Source organism: Psychroflexus curvus (assembly GCF_020164585.1).
In the GTDB taxonomy this organism is placed as follows: domain Bacteria; phylum Bacteroidota; class Bacteroidia; order Flavobacteriales; family Flavobacteriaceae; genus Psychroflexus; species Psychroflexus curvus.
Genome location: NZ_JAIQZF010000006.1, coordinates 182,098 through 208,683, shown reverse-complemented (window position 1 = coordinate 208,683; position 26,586 = coordinate 182,098). Strand labels below are relative to the sequence as shown.

General features: G+C 38.2%; 16 protein-coding genes. 10 read left to right on the top strand and 6 right to left on the bottom strand.

What is annotated here, in order from left to right; translation table 11 throughout:
* Positions 1-132: 132 nt before the first annotated feature.
* Positions 133-726 carry a fasciclin domain-containing protein gene (locus LB450_RS10675; RefSeq protein ID WP_224488371.1) on the bottom strand — a complete coding sequence of 198 codons (594 nt, stop codon included), beginning with the start codon at positions 724-726 and terminating at the stop codon, positions 133-135.
* Between the two features lie 263 nt (positions 727-989).
* Between LB450_RS10675 and LB450_RS10670 the strand changes: the two genes are divergently transcribed.
* Genes LB450_RS10670 through LB450_RS10655 form a run of 4 tightly spaced genes read left to right on the top strand, consistent with a single transcriptional unit; the run spans position 990 to position 7,157 of the window.
* Positions 990-1,469, top strand: a complete 480-nt coding sequence (locus tag LB450_RS10670; protein WP_224488369.1) for a GbsR/MarR family transcriptional regulator — start codon at positions 990-992, stop codon at positions 1,467-1,469.
* A 7-nt stretch (positions 1,470-1,476) separates the two neighbouring features.
* Positions 1,477-2,595 (top strand): efflux RND transporter periplasmic adaptor subunit, encoded by a 1,119-nt coding sequence (locus LB450_RS10665; RefSeq protein ID WP_224488367.1) that lies wholly within the window; start codon positions 1,477-1,479, stop codon positions 2,593-2,595.
* Between the two features lie 5 nt (positions 2,596-2,600).
* Positions 2,601-5,759 carry an efflux RND transporter permease subunit gene (locus LB450_RS10660; RefSeq protein ID WP_224488365.1) on the top strand — a complete coding sequence of 1,053 codons (3,159 nt, stop codon included), beginning with the start codon at positions 2,601-2,603 and terminating at the stop codon, positions 5,757-5,759.
* Positions 5,760-5,762: 3 nt separating this feature from the next.
* Entirely contained in the window at positions 5,763-7,157 is a 1,395-nt protein-coding gene (locus LB450_RS10655; RefSeq protein ID WP_224488363.1) for an efflux transporter outer membrane subunit, read from the top strand.
* Positions 7,158-7,469: 312 nt separating this feature from the next.
* On the opposite strand, the gene recG is transcribed toward LB450_RS10655, so the two are convergent.
* From recG to LB450_RS10630, 5 genes are all read right to left on the bottom strand, one after another.
* The gene (recG, locus tag LB450_RS10650) at positions 7,470-9,572 is read right to left on the bottom strand and encodes an ATP-dependent DNA helicase RecG (protein ID WP_224488361.1); all 2,103 of its coding nucleotides are present in this window, start codon (positions 9,570-9,572) and stop codon (positions 7,470-7,472) included.
* 88 nt (positions 9,573-9,660) lie between these two features.
* Positions 9,661-9,807, bottom strand: coding sequence for a hypothetical protein (locus tag LB450_RS10645; protein ID WP_224488359.1), 147 nt, complete (start codon positions 9,805-9,807; stop codon positions 9,661-9,663).
* Between the two features lie 5 nt (positions 9,808-9,812).
* Positions 9,813-11,105: an amidohydrolase family protein gene (locus tag LB450_RS10640; protein WP_224488357.1), complete on the bottom strand. Its 1,293-nt coding sequence runs from the start codon at positions 11,103-11,105 to the stop codon at positions 9,813-9,815.
* A 1-nt stretch (position 11,106) separates the two neighbouring features.
* Entirely contained in the window at positions 11,107-14,097 is a 2,991-nt protein-coding gene (locus tag LB450_RS10635) for an amidohydrolase family protein (RefSeq protein ID WP_224488355.1), read from the bottom strand.
* Positions 14,098-14,108: 11 nt separating this feature from the next.
* Entirely contained in the window at positions 14,109-15,185 is a 1,077-nt protein-coding gene (locus LB450_RS10630; RefSeq protein WP_224488352.1) for a DUF3810 domain-containing protein, read from the bottom strand.
* 492 nt (positions 15,186-15,677) lie between these two features.
* Between LB450_RS10630 and purL the strand changes: the two genes are divergently transcribed.
* From purL to LB450_RS10600, 6 genes are all read left to right on the top strand, one after another.
* Entirely contained in the window at positions 15,678-19,346 is a 3,669-nt protein-coding gene (gene purL / locus LB450_RS10625; protein WP_322962778.1) for a phosphoribosylformylglycinamidine synthase, read from the top strand.
* A gap of 3 nt (positions 19,347-19,349) precedes the next feature.
* Positions 19,350-19,850: a cupin domain-containing protein gene (locus LB450_RS10620; RefSeq protein ID WP_224488348.1), complete on the top strand. Its 501-nt coding sequence runs from the start codon at positions 19,350-19,352 to the stop codon at positions 19,848-19,850.
* Positions 19,851-19,859: 9 nt separating this feature from the next.
* The gene (locus LB450_RS10615) at positions 19,860-20,027 is read left to right on the top strand and encodes a hypothetical protein (RefSeq protein ID WP_224488346.1); all 168 of its coding nucleotides are present in this window, start codon (positions 19,860-19,862) and stop codon (positions 20,025-20,027) included.
* Positions 20,028-20,457: 430 nt separating this feature from the next.
* Positions 20,458-23,727, top strand: a complete 3,270-nt coding sequence (locus tag LB450_RS10610) for a SusC/RagA family TonB-linked outer membrane protein (protein ID WP_224461186.1) — start codon at positions 20,458-20,460, stop codon at positions 23,725-23,727.
* A gap of 12 nt (positions 23,728-23,739) precedes the next feature.
* Positions 23,740-25,260, top strand: coding sequence for a SusD/RagB family nutrient-binding outer membrane lipoprotein (locus LB450_RS10605; RefSeq protein ID WP_224488344.1), 1,521 nt, complete (start codon positions 23,740-23,742; stop codon positions 25,258-25,260).
* 192 nt (positions 25,261-25,452) lie between these two features.
* Positions 25,453-26,586, top strand: coding sequence for a hypothetical protein (locus tag LB450_RS10600; protein ID WP_224488342.1), 1,134 nt, complete (start codon positions 25,453-25,455; stop codon positions 26,584-26,586).

The following is a 26,586-nucleotide window of genomic DNA, read 5'->3' as shown; positions in this document are numbered from 1 at the left end:
TGGACTAGAACAAGCTACATAAAGTAGTTTATTTCGAAATGATAAAATATAAGCTTATATTTTTATGTTTATAATTAAGCATAAAAAAACCCTTCATTTCTGAGGGGTTTAAACGTTTTGTAAGGGTAATACTTATGATTTTGGCATAACTACAGCATCGATAGCATGAATGACTCCGTTAGAAGCGTCAACATCTGTCATCACTATGGTAGATTTGTTACCATTAGCATCAGTAAGAATTACGCTTTCTCCTTCAAGAGTTGCTGTTAATTCTTCGCCCTGTACTGTTGGAATTACTAAACTTCCGCCATTATCATTTATAGCAGCTACTACATCTGCAGCCATAAATTTACCAGATACAACATGGTAAGTTAAAATACCAGTAAGCTGTTCTTTGTTTTCCGGTTCTACTAAAGTTGCTACAGTTCCCTCAGGTAATTTTGCAAATGCAGCATTGGTTGGTGCAAATACTGTAAATGGTCCTTCACTATTGAGTGTTTCTACTAATTCTGCCGCTTTCACAGCTGTTACTAGTGTACTGAAGTCCTCGTTACCCACTGCAATTTCTACAACAGTTTGTGGTTCAGCCATAGTTTCTTCAGCAGAGCTCTCAGCTTCCATAGCTGCTTCGTCTTTCTGAGATTCATTTTCTTTGTTTTCGTTGTTTTTACAAGAAGTAAATGCAATCATTGCAATCACGCTTAAACTTAAAATTACTTTTTTCATGGTTATATGTTTTAATTTGTTCAAAAGTATTTTAAAAAACTTAAACAAAACTATGCTAGCATTTAATTTATTGTTAATTCTTGATGCTTTAATAGTTCATAATTTAAACTCATAGCTCTTGAAAGACTAATTTCATTATGCGATTAAGACCAGCTTTTTAAGTTTTTAATTTCCATCCTCCCTCCCCTATGAATAATCAAAGGTTAACATTTATTTATCCCATAGCAGTTCGCTTAGAACCGAACTAAAATTACATTTGCTATATGAACCGCAATCATAGCTCTATTCCGATGATAAATAACAACCTCATTGAGGAATTGAGTTTACATTTTGAAAGAGAACATAAACTACCACCACTAGCCTCTAAAATATACTCAATTCTAATTTTATCAAAATCAGAAACACTTACTTTTGAGGAAATTATCGATTTCACACGAGCCAGTAAAAGTTCAGTTTCAAATCAATTAAATTTTTTGATTGAAGAAGGTCGGGTAAATTTTATTTTTAAAGAGGATAAGAGAAAGCGTTACTTTAAGACTAAGTGTGATTACTTAAAGAAAACTCTTGAGCTTAACCTGGAAAAAACAGAAAGAGAGATTGAAATGCTTTCTAAAGTTATTCAATACAAAAAAGACGAGAAATTGAATCAGAAACATGTTACGCTCTTCAAAGATCATCTTGAAAGTGAAAAGAAAAAAATTTTAGACACTCTTAAAAACGTTGAACATACAAGTCATAACTAAGATAATAATGAAAAAAAAGTCCATTACTTTGCTAGCTATATCAGCTTTACTATTGAGTTCTTGTCAAAACCAAAGTCAGCAACAAGCTCCACCACCACCCCAACTTCCCCTTATCGAAGTTGAAACCAAAGACATTACCACATTTTCGGAATATCCTACTCAACTGCAAGGTATTGTGAGTAGTGAGATAAGAGCAAAAGTTTCAGGTTATCTTACAAAGGTATTAGTAGAAGAAGGGGCCGCTGTAAAAAAAGATGAAATTTTATTTGAACTCGAAACCAGAAGCTTAAGCGGAGACGCTTCAGCAGCAAAAGCTAGGGTGAATGCCGCTCAAATAGAGGTTGAAAAATTGAAACCTTTAGTTAAAAAAAACATTGTAAGTCAAAACCAGTTAGAAACGGCTAAAGCTCAACTGGAAACAGCAAAAAGCGATCTAAAAAGTATTTCAGCAAATGTAGATTATGCCACTATAAAGAGTCCCGTTGACGGTTTTGTGGGAACTATCAATTATAGAGATGGAGCTTTAATCAATCCAACGGACAGACTAGCATTGACCAGAGTAGTGAAAACAAATAAAGTTTTTGCCTACTTCTCCGTGAACGAGAAAGAGTATTTGAATATGGTGGACCAGTTCAATAAAACTTCTGAGAAAACATCAGATTTACTTTCATCATTTCCTGAGCTCATTTTAGTTATGTCAAATGGGAAAGTGTATGATAAAAAGGGAAAGCTAACAAGTATCTCAAGTCAGGTCAACAGAGAGACTGGAACAGTAAGATTTCGTGCCACATTCGACAATCCTGATTTAAAGCTGAAAGACGGTTTAACTGGTAGAATTAAAATACCAAGTTATAATGAAGACGCTGTTGTAGTTCCGAGGATATCCACGTTCTCCAGACAAGGAAAGAGTTTTGTTTTTAAATTCAACACATCTGATTCTTCAGTTACTGAAAAAGCTATTGATGTGGTAAGAGCCGATCCTTATCTTGTTATAAAATCTGGTTTAAGTGAAGGTGATAAAATTGTAGGGAGAGGTGTCAATAAAATCAAAAATAATGATAAGATAAGACCTACATCATCGACAATGGATTCAATTGTCAATTCATTTGATAAAGTTTTTAAATAGAAATCATGCTAAAAACATTTATAGAAAGACCCGTTTTATCCACAGTTGTTTCCATTATTATCGTGATGTTGGGAATTCTTGGCATACAAGAGCTACCAGTAACTCAATATCCTGACATTGCTCCGCCAACTGTACAGGTGACTACAAGTTTTCCTGGGGCCAATGCTGAAACTATCCTGGAAAGTGTCATTATTCCTATAGAAGAGCAAATCAATGGTGTGGAAGGTATGACCTACATTAAATCTTCTGCCAGTAATGATGGTAGTGCAAGTATTACTGTGTTTTTTGAACAAGAATACGACCCGGATATTGCTGCCGTAAATGTTCAAAACAGAGTGGCACGAGCAAATTCAGTGTTACCAGATGAAGTCCTAAGAAGTGGTGTGATAACAGCTAAGCAGCAAAATTCTGCTCTGCTTTATGCTGCAATTTATTCAACCAATAAGGATTATTCTGATACTTATGTTCAAAATTACCTGAATATAAATATCAAGCCAGAATTACAGCGAATCAATGGGGTGGCTAATGTGACTGTCTTCGGAGGTAAAGACTATTCGATGAGAGTTTGGTTGGATCCAGACAAGATGGCGAATTACAATATAAATTCTGCTGAAGTCATCGCAGCGATAAGAGAACAAAGTCAGGAAGCTGCAGCGGGCTCTGTAGGTCAAAATGCTGGAAAAGCTTTTGAATACGTCATCACTTACAAAGGAAGACTAAAAACTTCTGAAGAATATGGCAACATCATTTTGAAAACATTTGACAATAATCAATTTCTTAGATTAAAAGATGTTGCAGAAGTGGAACTCGATGCCTTTTCTTACAATTCCTTATCAAGAAGTAGCGGCTATCCTGGTGTTAACTTTGGTATTTTCCAGACCCCTGGATCGAATGCACAGGAGATCATTGAGAAGATTTACGTCAAAATGGATGAGCTTGAAAAAAACTTTCCCGAAGGTGTAGAATATCTTGTCAATTACGACACCAATGAGTTCCTGACAGCCTCTATCGATAAAGTTCAGGAAACACTCATCGAAGCTTTCCTACTTGTGTTCCTGGTGGTTTTTCTATTTCTGCAGGATTTAAAATCAACGTTAATACCCGCTATAGCGGTCCCTGTATCCATTATCGGAACTTTTTTCTTCTTGAATTTATTTGGGTATTCTATTAATTTGCTTACACTTTTCGCTCTTCTTTTAGCCATTGGAATTGTGGTAGATGATGCCATTGTAGTGGTTGAAGCGGTTTATGCAAAACTAGAAGGAAAAGCCAAAGATGCAAAAGAAGCATCCATTACTGCAATGAGTGAAATAAGTGGTGCTATTATCTCCATTACTTTAGTCATGGCTGCGGTCTTTATTCCGATTACGTTTATACAAGGTCCGGCAGGGGTGTTTTATGAGCAGTTTGGTGTGACTTTAATTGTAGCTATAATTATTTCAGCTGTAAATGCACTAACCTTGAGCCCTGCCTTATGTGCTTTATTTTTAAAACCACCCAAAGAACAAAAAGACAAACCCAATGTATTGCAGCGTTTCTACAATGCCTTTAATGCTGGCTTTAATGCAGTGAGAAGTAAGTATGTGCATTCTTTAAAATTTTTGGTAAGACAAAAATGGGTCACACTCCTTATTTTGATTATTGCTGGAGTTGGCATTTATTTCGCTAATGAATTAACCCCTAAAGGCTTTGTTCCTTCAGAAGACAGAGGTGTTGTCTTTATGAACATGGAATTGCCTGTAGGTGCTTCTCTGGACAGAACGTTTCAAGCAACTGAAGAGGTGTATGATAGAATTCAAAACATCGAAGGCATAAGAACCGCTTCGCTGATTACCGGTAGAAACTTCTTCTCAGGTTCTGGTAGTTCTTATGCACAAGGATTTATCATTTTGGATAATTGGAAAAAGCGAACTACAGATGCTACTCAGATCAATACCATAGTTGGGAAATTAAACCAGGTTACTTCTTCGATACCTGATGCTCAAATTCAGTTTTTTACACCACCTAGTGTTCCTGGTTATGGAGCTGCAGACGGCTTTGAAATGCAGCTTTTGGATAAATCTGCTGGATCTTTAAAAGAACTGGATACTACAGCCAACATGTTTGTTGGTCACTTATTTCAGGAACCTTCCATAGCTTTTGCAAATAGCTCTTTCAGCACAGAATTTCCCCAATATAATTTGAAATTGAATGTCCCAAAAATCAAGGCCAGTGGTTTATCTGTAAATGATGTTTTATCAACTATGCAGGCCTATCTGGGAGGCTTTTTTGTTTCAAATTTTTCTAATTTTGGAAAACAATACAGAGTCTTTGTCCAGGCTTTACCAGAAGATAGAAAAGATGAAGAAAGTCTCAATAGTATTTATGTAAGACTGCCTTCCGGAGAAAATTCACCTGTATCAGAATTTGTAGATTTAGAAAGGGCTTATGGTCCACAGGTTATCAACAGGTTCAATCTTTACAACGCCGTTACCATCAATGGAAGTGCCACACCAGGCTTTAGCTCTGGAGACGCTATTCAATCTATTCGAGAGGTAGCAGGCCAGCAATTAGGCAATGATTATGATATCGCCTTTTCTGGTATCACCAGAGAAGAGATTGCAGCCAGCGGACAATCTATTATCATATTTGCTTTAAGTATCCTGTTTGTCTACTTCTTTCTGGCTGCACAGTATGAAAGCTACCTGCTTCCCTTAGCTGTTATCTTGTCATTACCCATAGGTGTTGCGGGAGCATTTTGGAGCACAAACTTAGCTGGCTTGGAAAATAATATTTACTTTCAAATTGCCTTGATTATGCTGGTCGGTTTACTGGCCAAAAATGCTATCCTGATTGTGGAATTTGCCATACAGCGCCGAAATGAAGGCATGAGTATTTACGATGCAGCATTAGATGGCGCTAAAGTAAGACTAAGACCTATTTTAATGACCTCTTTTGCTTTTATACTGGGTCTTCTTCCATTGGTCTTAGCTACCGGTGTTGGAGCAAAAGGAAATAATTCTATTGGAACTGGAGCGGCAGGTGGTTTACTTGTAGGAACTGTTATTGGGGTCTTTATTATTCCAGTACTCTTTGTGGTTTTTCAGTGGTTACAGGAAAAAGTAAGTCCGTCCAGTAGAGCACAAGTTGAAAAGTCTCAAATTAATTCTAAAGAATCTGAATAGAACATGAAATACAGCATTAAATCCATTCTCGTCCTCATCTGTATATTGCCTCTACAGTCCTGTTTTACAGCTAAAGACTATGAGCGACCAGAAGAAAAAATAGACCCGATAAATTACAGAACCGATCAACTAGCAGCTGATTCTGCGTCTATTTCAAAAGTGAGCTGGAAACAAATGTTTACAGACACGATTCTTCAAAATCATATTGAAGAAGCCCTGGAAAACAATCAGGATATAAGGATTGCTCTGCAGCAAATAAGCATAGCCAATTCTTACTATAAACAAGGAAAAGCTGGTTTTTATCCCTCTGTCAGCATGAATGGGACGTATACAAGGCAAGAATTATCCCCCAACTCACAGTTTGGAGGTTTCTTCTCTTCTGTAGAACAATATGAACTCAATGCCAGTTTATCCTGGGAAGCCGATATTTGGGGGAAAATAAAAAGCAATGAAAGAGCTGCTCAGGCAAGATTTATGCAAACTGAAGCCGCACATAAAGCCGTTAAAACAAATTTAATATCAAGAATTGCTTCTGGTTATTATCAATTACTGGCGCTGGACGAGCAGGTAAAAATCACAGAGCAGACGCTGGAAAGTCGAGGTAAAAGTCTTGAAACTACCAAGGCACTCAAGGAGGCTGGTAATCTAACTTCAGTTGCAGTCAGTCAAACAGAAGCACAGGTCTATGCCGCTAAAGCTTTATTGCTCAATTTGGAAAATGACATCAAACTCCTGGAAAATACACTTTCAATTTTAAAAGGGGAATCACCTGCAAGTTTAAAACGAAGTGAGTTTTCAGCTCAAGGCGTAAATCAGGAACTCACAACAGGAGTTGCTTCAGATTTGTTAGAAAACAGACCTGACGTCATAGCCGCAGAATATCAGTTGATTAACGCTTTTGAATTGACCAATGCTGCTAAGGCTAGATTCTACCCTTCCGTTACCATTTCAGCAACTGGCGGTTTTCAAAGCTTAAATCCCTCAGACTTTATTTCGCCCAATTCACTGTTTTTAAATTTAATAGGCGGTTTAACGCAGCCTATCTTCAACCAAAGACAAATTCAAACTGGATATGAAGTAGCCTTAAGCGAAAAACAACAGGCCTATTTAAATTTTGAAAAAACATTGCTCACGGCAAGCAGAGAAGTGTCCGACGCTCTACTTAATTATAAGAATGCGACTCAAAGAATTGAGGTTAAAACCAAAGAATACGAGGCTTATCAAAAAGCTTTAGACGATTCTCAGGAATTGCTAAACAATGGTTTAGCCAATTATTTGGAAGTCCTCAACGCCCAGGAAAATGCTTTAAATACAAAACTTGAAGTCAGTCAAATCCATTTCGATAAGTTCAGGGCTGTAGTAGAGCTTTACAGAAGTCTTGGCGGAGGTTGGCAGTAAATAAATCACACAATAAAGCAGTCATAAAATCATTTTAAAACAATCTTAATGCTATGAAAGGGGTTGCTTTTTTATTCTGATTCTAATTTCGTTGGTTTGATGTTTTACGATACATTTCTTAAGGTTATGCGTTAGCTTAAACCTCCAGCTTTGTGAGATGAATTTCTGAAGGGTTTGAGGAAGTATTTGAAAAACTCATTTATATTTGTATCTAGTTGGATACGGTTTTCGATGATAATTACTAAAAAAACATCTGAATTTGATAAGTGGTTTAGAAAACTCAAAGGTATTCGGGTAAAGTCAAAATAAAATCTAACTAATATAATTCCAGATCGTTTGGTCTTTAAACATGGCTCTATAAGTCACGTTGATCATTTGATGCTCGTCCATCTGGAAGTTAGGATCAGCTTTAATGACGTGGTGAGCATAACTTCTGGCGGTTTTTAAAATCTGATTGTCTTTGACCAAATCAGCGATTTTTAAATTTAGAATACCGCTTTGCTGCGTCCCCATCAGGTTCCCAGGGCCACGTAACTTTAAATCCACCTCAGCAATCTGAAAGCCGTCATTGGTAGCCGTCATGGTTTCCATTCTGGTTTTGCCATCTGAGCTTAATTTCTTGCCAGTGATGAGCACACAATAACTTTGCTCCGCCCCTCGCCCTACTCGACCTCGTAACTGGTGAAGCTGAGACAAACCAAATCGCTCGGCACTTTCGATGATCATCAAACTCGCATTGGGCACATTTACGCCAACTTCTATAACCGTGGTTGCCACCATAATCTGAGTTTTGCCTTTCACGAAACGTTCCATCTCGTAAGCTTTGTCTTCCGGCTTCATCTTACCATGAACAATGGACACCTGATACTTGGGCTTTGGGAATTCCCGCTCAATACTCGCATAACCATCCATTAAGTCTTTATAATCGAAATTGGCCGATTCTTCAATCAACGGATAGACAATATACACCTGACGCCCTTTATCGATTTCATCTTTGATGAATTTAAAGACTTTCAACCGGTTGCTGTCATAGCGATGCACGGTTTTGATGGCTTTCCTGCCAGGAGGCAATTCATCGATTACAGACACATCCAAATCTCCGTAAAGACTCATGGCCAAAGTTCTTGGAATTGGCGTTGCTGTCATCACCAAAACATGAGGTGGCAGGGAATTCTTCTTCCAGAGTTTGGCCCGCTGAGCTACTCCAAATCTATGCTGCTCATCGATCACCGCCAGACCCAGGTTTTTAAACTGAACCGTATCTTCGATCAGGGCATGGGTGCCTATTAAAATGTGTAAGTCCCCGTTACGAAGACGTTCGTGCAGGATGGTTCTGTCTTTCTTTTTGGTAGAGCCCGTTAGCAATGCAACTTCAACCCCGATAGGTTCACAAAGCTCTGATAAACCTTCAAAATGCTGACTAGCCAAAATCTCTGTAGGAGCCATCAGGCAAGCCTGGAAGCCATTATCAATGGCCATAAGCATAGTCATCAGTGCCACGATGGTTTTTCCGGAACCCACATCCCCTTGTAGCAACCTGTTCATTTGCGCATTGCTGCCCAGGTCTTTACGGATTTCTTTTAAAACGCGCTTTTGAGCATTGGTCAGTTCAAAAGGCAAGACCGACTTATAAAAGGAATTGAAATAGTCTCCAACCTGTTCAAAGGTAAATCCCTTAATTTTGGCTTTATGCACCGCATTTTTTCTCAGCAACTGCAACTGAATGTAATAGAACTCTTCAAATTTCAGCCGAAATTGTGCTTTGGACAACAGTTCTGCAGATTGAGGGAAATGCACATTCCGCATGGCTTCCGTTTTAGAAAGCATTTTCAGATCGGATAAGACAGTGTTGGGCAAAGTTTCCTGAAATCGGTTAGCCTGTTCAAGCAAACCAAAAATCAAGGTGCTGATGACTCGATTGGATATTCCTCGCTTACTTAGTTTTTCGGTGGAAGGGTACACCGGCTGAAGTCTGATTTGGGATTGGATCTTGGATTTTTCTATTTCATCAATTTCTGGATGAGGCATGGAAAAGCTACCCTTAAAGTAATTCAGTTTACCAAAAATCACGTAAGGTGTATTGATTTTTAGATTTTCGACAATCCACTTATGACCTCGAAACCAAACCAACTCCATGGAACCCGTTTCATCTTCAAATTCGGCTACCAAACGCTTTCCACGCTTCATAGGTACTGTACGCACATTGGTAATTTTACCGATGATTTGAACTTCAGCAGAGGTGTCCTGCAATTCAGTTATTTTATAAAATCTGGACTTGTCGATATAACGAAAAGGGAAAAACTGAAGCAAGTCCTGAAACCTATGAATGCCCAATTCCGTTTTCAGCAAATCTGCCCGTCCCGGACCGACGCCTTTAAGGTATTCTATGGGAGTTTGTAAGGTTTTCACATCCATAAAACGAAAATACTATAATTCATTAGAAGAAGAATTTAAAGCATAAAAAAAGCTGCTCGAAATGAGCAGCTTTTTTTATGCTTTTTGTTTAAGTTCGAGCGCAGTCGAAAGGAATGTCACCTTGAGCGCAGTCGAAAGGAATGTCACCTTGAGCGCAGTCGAAAGGAATGTCACCTTGAGCGCAGTCGAAAGGTCCTTCAAAAGCGTCTCGACTGCGCTCGACGTGACAATTCAATTTAGTTAATCCTGATACTTCTTAGAATACCGCTCATACAATTCAGTTTGATGCGTTTCTAAACTCACGTCTCTTCCCTGAATGTAAACTTCTGTCAAAATATTTCCTTTCATATCCAGCGCATCGCCTTCACTTACAAAAAGTGTAGCGTCTTTACCTACTTCCAAAGAACCGATTTGATCTTCCATGCCTAAAATTTTTGCACTATTCAGTGTAATCATCTGCACAGCCATTTCCTTGTCAACGCCAAAGGCTGCCGCGGTTCCTGCATAGAAAGGCAGGTTTCTGGAATTCATACGTTCCATGCGTCCACTTCCTTCAAGGGCTACTAAAACTCCAGCATCACTCAATAATTTTGGCAATTTGTAAGGCAAGTCGTAATCATCGTCCTCAAAATTTGGATTCAAATGCGTCCGTTGAACGAGTACAGAAATATCATTTGCAGCCAGATCTTCAGCCACTTTATGAGCGTGATAACCTCCTACAATAGTAACTCTATCCAGATTCATTTTCTGTTTAAAACTGATGACATCTCTGATCTCTTTTTCACCTTCAACATGGATAAATAAACCTTTAGAGCCATCAAACAACCCAGCCATAGCTTCATATTCCAGATCTTTATCTGCTGATCCGGGAACGTAAGCCTTAGCGTTGTTAAAATAGGCCACCACCTCATCTATCTCTCCGGTATACTCTTTATTTTTTTCCCAGACTCTGTCGGCATCATACCAGTTTCCGCTTCTGCTGAAACCACTTGGCCAGTTCATATGAATCGCATCGTTTTCCTTAATCACAGCATCTTCCCAGTTCCAGGCATCAAACTGAACCACAGAAGAAGTCCCGGAAATACGACCACCTTTTGGTGTGATTTGCCCCATCAAAACACCGTTAGGACGCATGCTTTCCACAACTTTGCTTTCTGCATTATAGGCGATCAAACTTCTCACGTGCGGAAGCATCTTCCCTAATTCATCTTCATCACGTGTTGCCGCTACAGCATCGATTTCAACCAGGCCTAAAGTGGCATTGGGTGCTATAAATCCCGGATATACGTGTTTCCCTTTAGCGTCAATGCGCTTGCCTTTGGCTTCAGACACATCGGTTCCTACATAAGTAATCTTTCCGTCTTCAAAAACAACGACGGAGTTCTCTAGCACGTCTGTGTTTCCAATATGAGCTGTACCGCCTACTATTGAAATAGCCTGGGTTTGTTTTGGTGCTGGTGTTTGTTGTGCTTGGCTTGAAAGAACCAAAGCCAAAGCAACAAAACAGCTTGTCAATATGTGTTTATAATTCATCTTATTCGTGTATGTGGTTAATATCATCTAAACTGTCGCAGTGTAGAAATTCTTTTTCTTGTTTCTCAATCGGCTGAGTTTTCAAGCCCTTGCTTTTGACTTTCATCATTTTATTGATTAAGAATTGTCTTTCTTTCTGAATTCGCTCTCTCATAGCCAAATCCTTTTCGATATCAAAGTAAACCACTCCTTCAATAATGGTTTTCTCTGGTGTTGAATAAATCGACAGCGGATCTCCATTCCAAAGCACTACATCGGCATCTTTTCCTTCTTTAATACTTCCTACTCTACCATCAATATGCAACAACTTGGCAGGGTTAAGCGTCACAAATTTCCAGGCCTCTTCCGCCGGAACACCTCCATATTTCATAGACTTGGCCGCTTCCTGATTAAGACGTCGTATCATTTCACCATCATCACTATTAATGGCTACAGTTACCCCTTGTTTGTGCATAATCGCTGCGTTAAACGGGATAGCGTCATTTACTTCATATTTGTAAGCCCACCAGTCACTGAAGGTAGAACCACCAGCGCCGTGTTCTTTCATGATGTCGGCCACTTTATAGCCTTCCAAAATGTGCGTAAACGTATTGACTGTAAAATCGAATTCTTCGGCCACTTTCATCAACATATTGATTTCACTTTGAACGTAAGAGTGACAACTGATGTAGCGTTCTCCATTAAGTATCTCTAATAATGTTTCCATTTCGTCATCATGACGATAAGGCTCTCCGGAAGCTTTTTTCTCTCCATAAGCTTTAGCTTGTGAGAAATAATCTCTGAAGACTTGTTCGACTCCCATTCTGGTTTGAGGAAATCTTGAGTTTCCTCCCCAGTTGGATTGTTTTACATTTTCACCCAGAGCAAATTTGATGTGCTTTGGTGTATTGTCATAAATTAAATCCTCAGCGTTTTCTCCCCATTTCAGCTTTAACACAGCAGATCTTCCACCAATCGGATTGGCTGAACCATGCAATAACTGGATGCTTGTTACACCTCCTGCTAAAGATCTGTAAATACTTATATCATCTGGATCTACAGCATCTTCCATAGTCACTTCAGCAGACGAATTATGTCCGCCTTCATTAATCGAAGTTCCTGCAATGTGAGAGTGCTCATCGATAATACCAGCGGTTAAAAACTTTCCTGTTCCATCGATGACTTCAGCTCTTCGGTCGCTTAGGTCTTTTCCTATTTTATCTATTTTACCATCTTTCAGTAAAACGTCCGTATTTTCTAAAGTGCCTTCCGCTTCTCCAGTGATGACTGTTGCATTTTTAATCAACATGCGTTTGGGTTGCGTTTGAGCAGCATCTCTGCCATAAGCTGAATTGGGATAAGTCATGGAAAGCATTTCCATAGCTTTATCCTCTTCCTCTTTTTCATCATCTTCTTGTTCTGAAGTAGTTTCAGCTTGCTTTCGGGTTGCCGTAAAAGTTGATGTATTTCCGTCACCTAAAATGGCTTTCCCACTAATTCGCGTTTGAAAAGGGTTTATTTTAGAAGTTAACAACGCATACTCTTCTTTAGATTTATCAGCATCACTGATAACCAAAGTCATCCATTCGTCTTCATAAGTCAGTTTGGTTCCTAGCTTTAAGGTATCTTGCTTGACTTCAGCAGAAAATTTACCTGACTTGTTTTTTATGGTCAACTCATAGGTTTTACCATTTAAAACAAAATCGTATGCGCCTGAAATATCAATCACATCCATAGGCTCCAAACGGTGACGTTGCCCCTGTACCCAGTTTTCATAAATTTTGAAATCCTCTTCAAAAAGTTCTTCTGAAGTAATGATAAAGTTGGCAATCTTGCCTTTTTCTAAGGTTCCTAAAAGTTCTGAAGCGCCTATCGCTTTAGCAGGCTTAATTGTTAATCCGGCAAGTGCAGTTTGTTTATCTAAACCGCGCTCAACGACTTTCTTCAAATTCTTTAATAAATCATCTGGAGATTTTAATCCTTTAGACGTAAAGGAAATATCAACGTCATTTTCAGCAAGAATTTTCGCGTTGGAAGGTGCGTATTGCCAGTGTTTCATATCACCAAGTGAAAGATATTCTCTTAAGAATGGGTCTTCCACATCGTAAGCTTCAGGAAACTTGAGCGGTAATATAAAATGAGCATTTATTTCCTTAAGGTCTTCTATGCGTTTGTATTCATCCCCAGAACCAATGATGGTATATTGAACACCAAATTGATCCCCGATTTTATCAGCTCTGAAGGCATCTAAATAATTGTCTACAGAAAATAATTGAGGAATACTCTTTTTAGCCAAATACGCTTCGATAGCCAAATCTTTTTCATCGATAAGACCATTTTCATAAGCTTTAGCATCATGGTAAAATTGTCTCAATAAGGCTGTATAACCCATGATTGAACTTGGATAGGCCTGGCGAGACTGCTTGCTTTTACTAAACTCGTAGTAAAAACCAGATTCATCTTTCAACAGGTTTTCGTTGAAATTTTCGCTTTCAGCTAAAGCAAATAATGCACCATTTCCTCTCATAAAACCATCTGCGATATGAGTGTTGACAGCACCAAAACCTGCTTTACGCATGGTTTCAGCCTTCTTTTCATCAAACTCAAAATGAGACTTTGCAGATTGCTCTGGTCTCATGTGATCATTCCAGTAATAGCCCTTTCGGTTTGGGTCATACTGTGGTTGAGATGCTCCTGGTGCGCTAGTAATATCCTTGATTCCAAAATCTGAATAGACTTCCACAAAAGAAGGATAGACGTGTTTGCCCCTGGCATCCACTACAACGGTGTTCTCTGGGAAATTAACATTTTGACCAACTTCCACGATTTTTCCATCCTTGAAAAGCAAAGTAGCGTTTTCTATAGTTTGTGAAGGTGAGACATGAATAATGGCAGATTTTACGGCGGTGTAATTGCTAGTCCTGGTCTTGACCTCTTTGTTTTCAGGAAAATAGTCCTGAGCAAAAAGACCAACACTCAACAAGCAAAATAAAAGAAAGACTTTTTGTTTCATTGAAATTTGGTTTAGTGATTAGTAGTTTGTTTTTGTTGGTAATAATTGACTAGCAAAGCCACGACGTAGTCGTAACTTTCCATGCCTAGCGGCTGATTGTTAACTTTGAGAAAATTCCCGTAAACGGTTTCCATAATTAATTCTACAGGTCCGGTGTAGGCTTGCCAAAATTCTTGAACTTCTTTATAATTTTTCAAAACTCCAGAGTGGAGTTCTGTGATAAGAGCTTCCGATAAAAGAGGGTCTTTTTTATACATATCATTGAGACTATACTTCAAAGCAAAAGTTAAACCCGAGTAACGCAAAAATTTGTTTTCGTCCTGCATAGTGATGATAGAGGCTATAAAATTCGCTTCGTTTTCCTTGGAGTACCCCAGCTGATGTCCAATTTCGTGTGCCATGGTTGTTGGAAGTTTGTACCCGGGGATTTTATAATTGTATTGTCCTTCGTTGGTAAACGGATTCACATACCCGCTAAAGCCTCCGTAAGAAAGTGGCAAGGAAAACAAAGATTTTTTTAGATTTTCTACCCGAAACGGGATTTTCAAATCTTCATTGGTTGAGTTTTTATAGGCTTCAAAAACCCATTTCTGGAGTTGATTCTGCTTAAATTCATAATCTACTTTCAAACTGTCATTCTCGGCCAGTTGAGCATGTAAAACATTGGTTTTCTGAATTAAATCGCAAGTGAATTCATGCAACTCCTCTTTAGTGTACTCTGTCGAAATGCCTAGGGACTTGTGCAAAGGGAGTCGGTAATAATTGAACCCCCAGAACAGATGAAACAAAAAGTAAACTAACGACAAAAATGCCAGGGCTTCTAAAAGCCGAGTGCCCAATTTTCTGAACCTGCTCTTAATTGACCTGAATACCCACACCAGCATAAGTATGACAAGCGCAGAATAAAACAAATCTCCAAGCGAAAAAGGTATCCAGGACGTCAGATGATGCTGAAGCTGAGATAAGACTAAAAATAAACCTTCACTGTAATACATTTCAACCCAGGCAGGATTTTGTTTCAGTACGTAAATCAGAAGCAACTGAATAGGAAAAAATAAAGCAAGACAGTTTAAGGTGATGTTTTTCAATTGAAATATGAGTTATAGGTTGATTTTTTTGTGAATAATAAGTCTATTTTAAATATTGAAAATCAAAGCTTAACTTCACGCAAACCTGCCTGTGTGTCACTTGGGCAGACAGGATTCACAAAGAAAACGCAAAGTCACGCAAATTACTGATAATCATCACTATATAAATTCGCGTTCTTTGCGAAAAGCTTAGCGGTCTTAGCGTGAAAAAAATATATCCAAGCCGAAGGGTTCGAACTTAAACAAAAAAGTTTAGATATCAGTAAAGAAAAAAGTCATTGGTAGAAACTTGCCCCCAACACTTTGTGTGGCAGTCAGTATTTTTTAACCATCATTAGACTTAGCTCATGATAAACTAAAGTCGAAAGATATCATCCAAACGTCTCGACAAGACATTAATACTTTAGAATTTTTCCTTAACTCAAACTTAAGCATTTTATAAAAATACTCACATATTTATCGTAATTTTGAAGGCGTCAAAACACAACACAAATCCAACAAAGAATGATCATTTTCTTCAAAGCTGATTCGACGCACTACTTCGCAGTTTCTCTTGTAAAACGTCCAGATTACGAAACCATCAAAAAATTCAAATGGGTATTTGGCGATGCTCAATTCGTTGATGAAAAGCAGATTGACGGGAAGTTTATCGGACCTCGTCAGGTCATGATTACACCCTGGAGTACCAATGCTGTAGAGATTACTCAAAATATGGGTATAGATGATGTACAGAGAATTGAAGAGTTTTATGAGGTGACTTCGGCAGACAAGGATTTCGATAAAATGCTTTACCAAAAGTATGATGGATTAGATCAGGAAATTTTCACAATAGATATCCAACCTGATCCTGTTCTTGACATAGATGACATAGGTGAATACAATCAACAGGAAGGCCTGGCGCTCAATGAGGAAGAAGTCAGTTATTTGGAAAGCCTTTCCAAAAAACTGGGCCGTAAATTAACCGATGCTGAAGTCTTTGGTTTCTCTCAGGTCAATTCAGAGCATTGCAGACATAAAATCTTTAACGGAACCTTTATCATTGACGGTGAAGAGCAGCCTGAATCGCTTTTCAAACTCATCCGTAAAACCTCTGAAACGCACCCCAACTCAATTGTTTCAGCTTATAAAGACAATGTAGCTTTCATCAAAGGGCCACAGGTTGAGCAGTTTGCTCCTACCCGTCCAGACATAGCTTCAGCATATAAAAATTCAAAATTCGATTCTGTAATTTCCTTAAAAGCAGAAACGCATAACTTCCCTACAACTGTAGAACCGTTCAATGGTGCTGCCACAGGAAGTGGTGGAGAAATAAGAGACCGGCTTGCCGGCGGAAAAGGGTCTTTACCCCTTGCTGGCTCCGCAGTATATATGACGTCTTATCCCAGACTTACCGATAACAAAGCCTGGGAGAAAGCAATCCCCAAACGGGATTGGCTGTACCAAAGTCCGCTGGACATCCTGATCAAAGCATCCAATGGTGCTTCAGATTTTGGAAATAAATTTGGTCAGCCGCTCATCAATGGGTCTTTATTTACGTTTGAACACGAAGAACACAACAGACTATTGGCATACGATAAAGTCATCATGCTAGCCGGTGGCGTTGGTTACGGCAAAGCCGATCAGGCCTTAAAAGACATTCCTAAAAAAGGCGATGATATCGTTATTCTGGGGGGCGATAATTACCGAATCGGTATGGGAGGCGCTGCAGTATCTTCTGCAGATACCGGCGAATTCGAAAGCGGTATTGAACTCAATGCCGTACAGAGATCCAATCCCGAAATGCAAAAACGAGCTGCCAATGCTATTCGTGCCCTGGTGGAACTTGAAGAGAATCCAATCCGATCCATCCATGACCATGGTGCTGGCGGGCATCTCAATTGCTTAAGTGAACTGGTTGAAGATACTGGCGGCCATATAGATATTGACAAACTTCCTGTTGGAGATTCTACGCTTTCCGCTAAAGAAATCATAGGTAACGAATCTCAGGAACGTATGGGTCTGGTGATTGGAAAAAAAGACTCTGAATTTTTAGAGAAAGTGGCTTTACGGGAACGTTCTCCGATGTATCGGGTGGGAACAGTCACCGATGACCATCAATTCATATTCAAAAATTCTAAAACTCAGGAAAAACCTTTGAATCTCAAACTGGAGGACATGTTTGGAAGCTCTCCCAAAACCATCATGACCGACCAAAGGGTAGAAAGAACCTATTCCAATGCTGAATTTGATTCAGAAAACATATACACTTACGTTGAACAATTGCTTCAACTGGAATCCATTGCCTGCAAAGACTGGTTAGTTAATAAAGTTGACAGATGCGTTTCCGGACGGGTTGCCGTACAGCAAACTCTTGGGCCATTGCAAGTTCCACTCAACAATTGCGGTGTGGTTGCTTTAGACTACAACGGCAAGGAAGGTGTTGGCAGTTCGATTGGCCACTCGCCCATTTCAGGCTTAATCGATCCTGTTGCTGGCGCTAAAAATTCTATCGCTGAAGCACTAACCAATATCATCTGGGCACCTTTGGAACAGGAAATAACTTCAATTTCTCTTTCAGCTAACTGGATGTGGCCCTGTAATAATGAAGGTGAAGACGCCAGACTTTACGATGCGGTGAGAGCGGTTTCAGAATTTGCTATCAACTTGGGAATCAATGTGCCAACTGGTAAAGATTCTCTATCGATGAAGCAGCGTTATAAGGACAAAGAAGTGCTTTCTCCTGGAACCGTGATTATTTCTGCGGCCGGACACTGTAATGAAATCACCCATGTGATTGAACCTATGTTTCAAAAAGAGGCAGGATCGGTGTATTATCTGGATTTCTCTCAGCACGACCTGGAACTTGGAGGTTCAGCTTTTCATCAATTATTGAATAAAGTTGGAAGCAAAGCGCCATCCATCAATGAAGATGCAAAATTCAAAAAGAAATTCAATGCCATTCAAACGCTGATCAAACAGCACAAACTAGCCAGCGGCCACGATATTTCTTCAGGTGGTTTAATTACTACCTTATTGGAATTGTGTTTTGCTGATAATGATTTGGGAGCAGAATTAGACTTTAATGCTTTTGAAGAAAAAGACATCACCAAACTCTTGTTTGCCGAAAATTCAGGTATTGTATTTCAGGCTAATGGCGACTTAAATTCTGAATTTAAAGAACTCGACATTCAACCCTTATATCTTGGTGAAGTCAATTCAACTGGAAAATTGTCGATTGCTCATGAAAACAACACATTAAGCTTTGATGTGGATACCTTCAGGAACTACTGGTTACAGACCTCATATGAATTTGACAAACATCAAAGTGGAGAGAAAAAAGCAAAAGAACGTCACGATAACTTTAAGCATAATGGCTTAAACTTTAAGTTTCCAGCTCACTTTGATGGAAAATTAAAATCAGTTGAAGGTAAACGCATCAAGGGGGCGATTATCAGAGAAAAAGGCTCAAATTCTGAACGTGAAATGGCGAGAGCTATGCATCTGGCTGGATTTGACGTGAAAGACATCCACATGACCGACTTGATGTCTGGTGCAGAAACTCTGGAAGATGTTCAATTCATTGCAGCTGTTGGAGGATTTTCGAATTCTGATGTTCTGGGCAGCGCTAAGGGTTGGGCCGGAGCATTCAAATACAATGAAAATGCCAATTTAGCTTTGCGCAACTTCTTCAACAGAGAGGATACTTTATCACTTGGGGTTTGTAATGGGTGTCAGCTCTTTGTTGAGTTGGGGCTTATCACACCGCATCATGATGAAAAACCTAAAATGCTGCACAACGACTCAGGTAAATTTGAATGTCGCTTCACTGCGGTCACTATTTCTGAAAGCAACAGCGTCATGCTGAAAAGCCTTGAAGGTTCAACTTTGGGTATCTGGGCAGCCCATGGGGAAGGTAAGTTTAACTTACCACTTGAAGAAAGTCAGTATTCCATTCCCGCCAAATACTTCAAAGAAGAATTCCCCTGTAATCCAAATGGCTCTGATTATAATGCCGCTATGCTTTGTGATAAAACAGGAAGACACCTGGTAATGATGCCTCACCTGGAACGTTCCACCTTTTCCTGGAATTGGGCCCATTATCCTAAAGACAGAAAAACAGACGAAGTTTCTCCCTGGATTGAAGCTTTTCAAAATGCGAAAACCTGGCTGGAAAAAGTTTAACCTATGCTTACTAAAGAACAACTGATTAAAAGATTAAACCTACAAAAACATCCGGAAGGAGGTTATTTTAAGGAAACTTATAGAAGTGAAATTACAATTCCGGGGTCTAGTTTGCCTTTGGAATTTGAATCCGCTAGAAGTGTAAGTACCTGCATTTATTTCATGTTGACGTCCGATGAATTTTCAGCATTTCACAAAGTCAATCAGGATGAAGCCTGGCACTTTTATACCGGGGATACTATTTCATTACATATGATTTCTCCTGAAGGTTATTATTCTAACATCAAAATCGGAAGTGATTTTTCTTCAGATGAAACGCCTCAATTTATCGTCCCCGCTCAGCATTGGTTTGCTGCCGAAATTGAAAACAATGAAGGTTTCGCATTGGTTGGATGTACAGTTGCACCCGGATTTGATTTTAATGACTTTGAGTTAGCAGAACAGGAACAACTTCAGAATAAATTTCCTAAACATTCTGATCTCATCAAAAAACTCACGCGATAAATTTTAGATTTGAAAACAAAACCTTGTGTGCTTTGTAAAGAAGAATTTGAGGTGTTGTATCGCATCCAAATTAAAAAGGGCAAAGCATGGATTTTTGCCTGTAAAACCTGTTTGGAAAAGCATCAGGAACTACCCAATTACAAGTATGGTGGAACCTGGAAAGGTAAAAGGCATTAGCACTGATAAGCATTTCCTACTTATATTCTAAAAAATTACCTAATTATCAAAGGCTTAAAATAATTTATCTTTCTGTTGATTTTATTTGAAAATGCTTTTTAGTAAAGGTTTTTATTTAAATCTTTAAGGGGAAAAATCATAGGAAAAAAAGTGTCAATTGTTAAGCATAAATTCTGAAATGTTAATTTTTTTAATACATAGTAATATTAAAATCTTATCGTGCTATCATATATTCTTATTGTCTAATCGTAAATAAATGTTAAGACTAAAATCATAAATAACTGATTATAAGCATTAAAAGATATTTTTTTAATGTAAAATAATCTACTTTTTAAGTTTTTATTAAGATTCATCTTTCCCACTAATTATGTGATTAAAAATTATAAACATCATTGTGTACATTCGCAAAAAAAATAAAAAAGCAAGTCACATGGTTAAACATTACATTAAGATTCTGGGTTTAATGCTATTATTTACAAGTGTTGCACTAGCTCAGGATGATCGAACTATTACAGGGCTCATCGTAGATGATCAGGGTGTGCCACTTATGGGTGCAAATGTCATCGTCAAGAATTCAAATCCGAAAAGAGGAACAACCACTAACTTTGACGGTGAATTTACACTCGATGTAAAAGCTAAGGACAAAGTAGTTAAGGTCAGTTATTTGGGTTTTAAAAGTAGAAACGTTTCTATCTTGGGTAAAGACACTTTTGAGATTAATTTAAATCCGAGTAATCAATTAGATGAAGTTATTGTCACTGCGTTGGACATTAAACGTTCGGAAAAGGCTCTAGGGTATTCTGTACAAAGTTTAGGAGCCGAAGAAGTTTCTGACGTGAAAGTTGGGAACGTATCAAATAAGTTACAGGGTAAAGTAGCTGGAGTTTTTGTAAATTCTTCTGGAAATGGCCCCACTGCTTCTTCAAACGTCACTATACGTGGACAAACTTCCTTAACTGGTAGCAGTCAGGCCTTATTTGTTGTAAACGGCATTCCAATAACCAATGGATTGTTTTCACCAGGTGATGGATTGAATGGGTCAACGACTATCGATTTTGGTAATTCATCGCAAGTTGTGAATCCAGATGATATTGAAAACATATCTGTATTAAAAGGTCCTGCAGCTGCAGCACTTTATGGGTCCAGAGCTGCCAATGGTGTTATTTTAATCACCACCAAAAAAGGCTCCGATGTAGATGATGACATTAATGTTGAATTAAACTTACAAACCGTAGGAAGAACAATTTTAAGAAAACCTGATTTTCAAAACACCTACGGTTTCGGAGGTAATGGAAAATTCAGTTATAAATCTGGTGATATTTATACCTCTCAAAACGGTGTTGATTATTACGATGCTTTTGGAGAAAATTGGGGGCCACGCATGAATGGACAATTGATAAAACAATTCAACTCCAATGGTGAAGCTGTTCCTTTTACTCCTGCAGAAAATAACTTTGACGATTTCTTTGAAACGGGTACTTTAAATATTCACAATGTTGCCTTGAGTCAAAACACAGAGGATGGAGACTATAGAATTTCCTATACTTACATGGATGATCAAAATATTGTTCCTGGTGCTGGATTAGGTAGAAACACCTTATATGCTAGTGTTGGGAAACAACTTTTCGATGACAAACTGGAAGTTCGTGTCAACTTGTTCAACATCAGATCCTCATCTGATAATATTCCAAACGGTGGTTATGACGAAAGTAACTCTATCATGTATGGTTGGTTATGGTATCCTAGACAAGTTGGTATTAATGAATTAAAACCTTACTGGAGAGAGGGACAGGTTGGTGAACAACAACGTTATGTAGAGGAATTATGGGTAAATAATCCCTGGTTGTTGACCGAAGAAAATACCAATAGCTTCCAGGAAAACAGAATCATAGGTAATGCCACTTTGAATTACAGCTTAACAGACCGATTGAGTATTAGAGGACGTTATGGAGTTGATTTTAAAGATGAGCAACGACAGTTTAGAAGGGCAACTTCTACAAAGGCTATTCCTGGTCAATTTGGCAGCTACAGGGAAGACGAATTGTCTTTTCAAGAAATAAACGCTGAAGCTGTCATTTCTTACACAAAAAATAATATTGACGACAAGTTTAATTATGACTTAAAATTGGGTGGAAATATGATGCGTCAAAAAAGTAATATTTTGATCGCCAATAATTCTCAATTATTGATTCCATCTCAATTTACATTAACAAACAATAGAGCTGAAGTTCAGGTTGAAAATCCAAGAGCCGAGAAACGTATTAATTCTATCTTTGGATTTGCTAGTCTTAGCTGGGATAGATGGTTATATCTTGACATTACAGGTAGAAACGACTGGTCCAGTACATTACCTAAAGAAAATAACTCTTACTTCTACCCTTCATTTTCGGCCAGTGCTGTACTCTCTGAAAAATTGAACATTCCATATGATTCACCTCTTTCATTTTTAAAGGTAAGAGCGGCTTATGCTGAAGTAGGTTCGGACACAGATCCATATTTGTTAACCAATACTTATCAGCCACAAGCTTTATTTGGAGATAATCCAGCATTCACAAATAATACATTCGCAACTAATCCAAACTTGAAACCTGAGCGTACTATTTCATATGAAGTCGGTACGGACGTAAGATTTTTCAATAACAGATTAGGTTTAGATTTTACATATTACAATAACTTGAGTAAGGACCAAATTATATTTCTACCAGTACCAACAACAAGTGGTAAGGAATCAAGATTAGTAAATGCTGGTGAAATTAGAAGTAAAGGTTTTGAAATTCAACTTAATGCAACGCCTATAGAAACAGAAGATTTTTCTTGGGATACTAATTTTAATATTGGTATTAATGAAGCTATTGTAGAGTCTTTGCCAGACGGTGTTGAAGGGAGTTATCCAATAGTAGCGGATGTGTTTCCTGGTGATGGCGGTTCTCAGGATTTAGAGCTCGTAGCAGTTGAAGGTGAGAAACTTGGTCAGCTTAGAGGTTTAGGTTTTCAAAGAGATGCTAGCGGAAACATTATACATGAAAATGGTATTCCACAAATGACCGAAGAAAAGGTTACAGTAGGATCTTATCAGCCAGATGCTCGCATAGGATGGCAAAACACATTCAAATATAAAGACTGGACATTTGGTTTCTTATTCGACGGTCAGGTTGGTGGTAACTTTTATTCTAGAGGTCACGCCCTGTTTAATACTGGTGGTACTATTACAAACAATAATGATCCGAATTTAAATATATCTACTCTGGAGGGAAGGCAGGAATACAATGTGTCCTACAACGGTGCGGGTGAACCAGTTTATTCACCGGTTCCCGGAACAGGTGCTGGTGTAGTTGGTCCCGGGGTAAATGCGGACGGTACGCCGAATGAAACTGCAGTTCCAACTCGTGATTATTTCTATGCTTACTATGGAAATGGGTTTAACCGTGATAATATAGAAGCAGCTACTTACGATGCGACGTGGTTTAAATTGAGAGAAGTTCGCTTGTCTTACGATGTGCCAAAGAGTTTTTATGAAGAATATGGCATAGAATCAGTTAGACTTTCTGCGGTAGGTAGAAATTTGCTTTTAATCACAGAAGTTCCAACTGTAGATCCAGAAACCTTTTCAATTAGGAATGGGATTTTTGTCAATGGTTTTGGCAGTAACCCACTGCCATCGACATCAAGCTTCGGATTAGCCTTAAATATCAAACTTTAAAAAATAATTTAGATGACTTATATTAAATCAATATGGAGTTTAATGCTTGTAATGCTTATGCTTATAAGTTGTGATTCTGACTTTGAATCTGTAAACTCTAATCCTAATGAACCTGAAGTGGTTTCTCCTGGTGTTTTATTAACAGGTGCAACCAGAAGTTCTATGAACTCAATGGTAAAAGAATCTTTTCTTCTCGCCAATAATATAGCTCAAATCACAGCTAAAACTTTAAGAAGTGAGGTAGACAGGTATGAGTGGAATGCTTTTACCACACTTTGGCTTAATCAATATGATGCCTTAGCTGACTTTGCTGATGCTGAAAATATAGCCTCAAACAAAGGGGACACAGCTACGGAAGCAGCGGCCATCATAATGCAATCTTGGGTTTATTCATCACTGACAATGGCTTATGGGGATATTCCGTATTCTGAAGCTATAGCTGGAACTGAATCTGACAACTTCACCCCTGCTTATGACCAACAACAAGCAATCTTAGATGGTGATGGAGGACTACTCGAGCGTTTGAAGCAAGCTGAAGTTTTACTTGACGAAGCCGTGTCAAACAATATTGAAGTTGAAGGTGATATCATTTATAATGGAAATCCTTCTAAATGGAAAAAATTAGCCAATGTGCTTCAGCTGAGAATATTATTACATTTAAGTAATAAAAGAGATGTGTCTGGAGACATGCAGACTATACTTGCTGAAGGAAATCTTTTTGAAAGTAATAATGATAATGCGACACTGAATTATTTAGGATCTTTCCCAAATAACTTCCCCATTTTTCCTTTTAAACAAGGTGACTTCGATGCAGTTGTTATGGCAAAGCCAGCTGTGAACATGCTCGAGAATTATTCAGATCCACGTCTTGGTGTTTACGCTCGTCCGGATAACATTACAGAAATTAATACATTTGTGAGCGCACAGGCTACATATTCTGGCGCAGACAATGGAAATGCTATTGGATCGTGTGATAAAGGAGGATCCAGACTTGGTGCCAGATATTACGATTACCCAAGCCATCCTTCTGGAGAAAAACAGGCAAACGGAATTTTAACCACTTACGCAGAACAAGAACTTATTTTAGCTGAAGCCGCTTTTAAAGGTTTGATACCAAACAATACAGAAACGCATTACAAGAACGGTATCGTTGCTTCAATGGAATACTACAATGTAAGCTTAGAAACCTTTGGATGGACAGGAGTTAATGACTTTTACGATAATTCTGGCGTCGCCTTTGACAACACTTTGAACAAAATTTGGGAACAAAAATGGATTGCTACCTTTTTTCATGGAATGGAGCCCTTTTTTGATGTCAGAAGAATGGTTTATGAAGCCAATAATGGTGATGACTTTGCAGTTGATGCTGTACAGTTCTTGACTGTTCCTTGCGAAAATCTAAACAGCGATCAAATGCCAGTAAGGTTTTTATATCCAGGTAATGAACAGAGTTTGAATTCTGAAAATTATCAGGAAGCTGTTTCCAGATTAGGCGGGAATAATCAAAATGCCAAAATGTATTTGATGGAATAAGCCGCCCTATCAAATCAAATGTATTAATCCCCTTTTCGGTAAGGGGATTTTTTATGTCTTTTGTATAATAAAATAGCTCGAAATTAAATTAACATATTTTTTGTATAGAATTAAATAATATTAAAAATACAAGTGAAATAAGCTCATATCTTTAATTATTAGTTAATTTTAACTTTACAAATTAATAGGTTGATGAAAAGGTTTTTGGTATTATTTCTGCTTCCTCTTTTAAATTATGCACAAGACAAGCCCATTGTAGATGTTGGTGGAGCTCTACGTTACAATTACCTTGTTAGTTCTTGGGATTCTGACCAAAAAGATATCGGAGGAGATTTTGTCTATGATTTTATTAGAATAAATACAGAAGCGAAATATAAAGATGTCTATCTAAATGCGGAATACAGATTTTATGCTCCTGGTTTTGGTGGTGGTTTTATGAAACAAGGTTGGATAGGTTATAAGGTCAATGATAGGGAAGACATACAGCTAGGTTTAACTCAAGTCCCCTTTGGAATTCAAACTTATAATTCTCATAATTGGTTTTTTAACTTGACCTATTATGTAGGCTTAGAAGACGACCATGATTTGGGTCTTAAATACATGAATATCGGAGATAAATTTGAATATCAGCTGGCATTTTTTAAAGGATCCGAGCTATATAGCCTGGGAGGCTCCAGACCAGTAAATTCAGAGCGTTACGCCTACGATATCGTAGGGAGAAATAAAGAAATAAATCAGCTTAACGGAAAATTTGTTTACAAAACTGGAAAAGAATTTAAACAAAGATTAGGTCTTTCAGCTCAATACGGCGGATTATATAATATTGATACCAAAGAGGTTGGTGACCATTATTCTTTAGCTTTACATCATGAAGTTTTTTATAAACGATGGAATTTAAAAACCTCTTTGATTACGACCAGACACAACCCAATTAATGCTCTAGGTGAAAGCAGGGATATTGTAAAAATGGGAGCTTATGGCTTCCCTTATGATATTGCATCTGATTATGAAATGTATACCGCTGCCATATCTTATGATTTACCTGTAGATATTGGTCCAATAACTAATCTTCAGTTTTACAATGACTTCGGTTATATGGATAAAAAAGCTGAAGGATTTAAAAACTCTGCAATGAATGTGACTGGTATGTTAGTTTCAGCTGCAGATGTTTATATTTATGTAGATTATGCTCTAGGATATAATCACTCCTGGTTTGGAGGTGATTTCACCAATGAACTCGGTGCAGGTAAACCCAATTTAGGCTGGGAAGCAAGATTTAATATCAATTTTGGATATTATTTCTTAACAGATAATAAATCAAGATAA